Consider the following 596-nt stretch of genomic DNA (forward strand, 5'->3'; position numbering starts at 1 on the left):
GCTCAATGCGCTCGAGGCGAAACATACGCCCGCGGGCCAGTTGCTGAACATTTATTACGAAACCGCCGATAACTGGCTGCGTCGTCACGATATGGGCCTGCGCATCCGCGGCGATCAGGGGCGTTATGAGATGACGCTGAAAATCGCCGGTCGGGTGGTCGGCGGCCTGCACCAGCGCCCGGAATATAATATTCCACTGGATAAACCGGAGCTGGCGCTTGAGCGCCTGCCGGCGGAGGTCTGGCCGCAAGGGGAACTTCCGGCCGCGCTGGCGGAGCATGTCCAGCCGCTGTTCAGCACCGATTTTGCCCGTGAACGCTGGGTGATCCAGGAAGGAAAGAGTGAGATTGAGATTGCCCTCGATCGCGGCGAAGTAAAGGCGGGCGAACATCAGGAACCGATCTGCGAACTGGAGCTGGAGCTGCTCGCCGGGGAGACCACCGATCTGCTGCGCCTCGCGCATCGTTTGCTGGAGAGCGGCGTCCTGCGTCAGGGGAGCCTGAGCAAAGCCGCGCGCGGGTATCATCTGGCGCAAGGTAACAATGAGCGTCCGGTGACCCGGCTGGCGGTGCTGCCGGTGGCAGCGAAGGCCAGCG

Annotated in this window: 1 protein-coding gene; it reads left to right on the plus strand. The window is 63.3% G+C overall.

All coding sequences use genetic code 11. The annotated features are described in order from the left end of the window. A partial coding sequence (locus M3234_RS28770; RefSeq protein ID WP_262307923.1) for a CYTH domain-containing protein occupies positions 1 to 596 on the plus strand: 596 nt, incomplete at both ends.

This window comes from Neobacillus niacini, from assembly GCF_023715785.1.
In the GTDB taxonomy this organism is placed as follows: Bacteria; Bacillota; Bacilli; order Bacillales; family Cytobacillaceae; genus Neobacillus; species Neobacillus niacini_E.